Here is a 2,173-nt window from a genome sequence, read left to right as displayed (position 1 = left end):
TAGGCCGTGTCTTCGGCAGCGACCCCGTCGGCGGACTGATCCTGCTCGCCGCTCTGGCTGTCAGCGCTCTGGCTGTCCTTGTGCGCGCCGCGCATGGTGGGGAAAAGGACCACGTCGCGCAGGGTGGGGGCGTCGGTGAGCAGGGCGACGAAACGGTCGATGCCGAGGCCGAGGCCGGACATCGGCGGCATGCCGTACTCCATCGCCTCGATGAAGTCCTCTTCGAGCATCATCGTCTCGTCGTCGCCGGCCTCACGTAGCTCCGCCTGTTCCTCGAGGCGCAGCCGCTGTTCGGCGGGGTCGATGAGCTCCGAATAGGCCTTGACGATCTCCAGACCGTCCACGACGACCTGGAACATGTCGAGCACCGTGGGGTCGTCGTCGTTGCGCCGGGCCAGTGGGACGAGTTCCGCTGGATGGTGCAGCAGGAAACACGGCTGGATCAGATGAGGCCGGACGGTCTTCTTGTACAGCAGGTCGACGAGGCCGGCGTAGGACGGGGAGTCGCCGACGTCCAGGCCGAGCTCGGCCACCCGGGTACGCAGGGTCGGCAGATCACGTACGACGGTGAGGTCGATACCGGTGCGTCGCTCGACCTCGGTGCGATAGTCGAGTTCCGGCCAGTCGGCGCCGAAGTCGAGCTTGGTGCCCTCGTAGGTGACCGAGCGGGTACCCACCACGTCATCGAGGACGGCGAGGATCAGTTCTCGCACGAAGGTCATGTTGTCGCGGTAGTCCCAGTAGGCGGCGTACCACTCCAGCATCGTGAACTCCTGCAGGTGCGAGGAGTCCATGCCTTCGTTGCGGAAGTTGCGGCCGAGCTCGTACACCCGGTCGTACGCGCCGACGACAATGCGCTTGAGGAACGTCTCCGGCGAGATCCGCAGGTAGAAGTCCTCCCCGAGCGCGTTGTGCCGGGTGATGAACGGCCGGGCCGCGGCCCCCGACGCCGCTTCCTGCAGCATCGGCGTCTCGACCTCGAGGAAACCCGCCTCGTCGAGGTGGCGACGGATGCGGCTGATGATCCGGGTTCGGGTCTGGAACCGCGCCCGCGCGTCGGGGTTGACCAGCAGGTCCAGATAGCGGCGTCGGTAGCGGGCCTCGACGTTCGACAGGCCCTGCCACTTGTCCGGCAGCGCGCGGACGGTGCGGTTGAGCACCTCCAGCTCGGCGATGCCGACGGTCCGCTCACCGCGACGGGTGGTGTACATGGCGCCGGCGACCCCGATGAAGTCGCCGATCTTGACCGACCGGGACCATTCCTTGATCGTCTCGGCACCAAGGTCGGTCTTGGACAGCGACACCTGCACACGACCACTGCGGTCCTGGATGTGCCCGAAGATGAGCCCGCCCATCCGCCGCCACAGCACCACCCGACCGGCCAGTCGCACCGGTGTCCCATCCGGCGCCGCGGCCGCGTCGACCGCCACCGTGTCGACGCGGTATCCGGCCCGCGGCCCGGCCAGCTCTCGCGCCTGTGGCTGCTCGCTCACCATCAACTCACCCTCATGGCCGCTTCCGTGACCGCTTCAGCGTATCGGCTGCCGGCGACGGTCCCGGCAGCCCGAGCAGCGAGGCCGCACCGCGGGGACCACCGCGGACCGGGCCGTACCCGGTCCGGTCCGCGGCCGCCGCGTCACCGCGGGGCGTAGTGGGTGAAGAAGATGTCGGCGATCGTGGCCCATCGGCCGCTGGTGAGTTCGGCTTTGGGCGGCATCTCGAGATCCTCCATGAACGCCCGGATCTCGTAGACGGCGAGTCGGTCGTCGGCGGCCGAGCCGGTGTCCGTCGGGAAGGCGCCCATGCCGTAGTAGTCCGCCTTGTTCTCGACTTTCGGGTCGGGGAAGTCGGCGAGATAGCGCGGGTCCGGCCGCGGTGACCGGGCGGTGGGGAGGCTGCGTCCTTGGCGATGTTGCGGCGGGCCTCGTCACCGTGCAGGACCGACGTCCGCCACTGGCGGATGGACGGGCCGTGGGCGACGAGGCTCCACGTCGCCGGATGGTCGGCGATGATCCCGCGCGGCAGCCATTCCGTCCGGTTTGTCAGGGGCGTGCCGGTCCGCGCGGACACGTCGGTGGCCTGCGGGTCGGCGCGGTAGGGGAGCGGAAAGACGTACCGGTGGTCAGGTCCGCCGTAATCCTGCGGCCAGATCGCCGCGGTGATGTCGAGGGCG

General features: G+C 69.0%; 2 protein-coding genes. Both read right to left on the bottom strand.

What is annotated here, in order from left to right; genetic code table 11:
- Nucleotides 1-1,496 (bottom strand): lysine--tRNA ligase (gene lysS / locus G6R24_RS20435; protein WP_163550760.1); only part of this gene is annotated, 1,496 nt, incomplete at its 3' end.
- Between the two features lie 140 nt (nt 1,497-1,636).
- A complete protein-coding gene (locus G6R24_RS20430) occupies nt 1,637-1,804 on the bottom strand; it encodes a hypothetical protein (RefSeq protein WP_163550759.1) in 168 nt (55 codons plus the stop codon).
- Nucleotides 1,805-2,173: the final 369 nt, after the last annotated feature.

It is taken from the genome of Candidatus Frankia nodulisporulans (assembly GCF_902806475.1).
GTDB classification, from domain to species: domain Bacteria; phylum Actinomycetota; class Actinomycetes; order Frankiales; family Frankiaceae; genus Frankia; species Frankia umida.
This window is presented reverse-complemented; position numbering and strand designations above follow the sequence as displayed.

What these genes read in the sequence shown, in the direction of transcription:
- G6R24_RS20430 (WP_163550759.1), bottom strand. Translation starts at nt 1,804, where the DNA reads ATGGGCGCCTTCCCGACGGACACCGGCTCGGCCGCCGACGACCGACTC.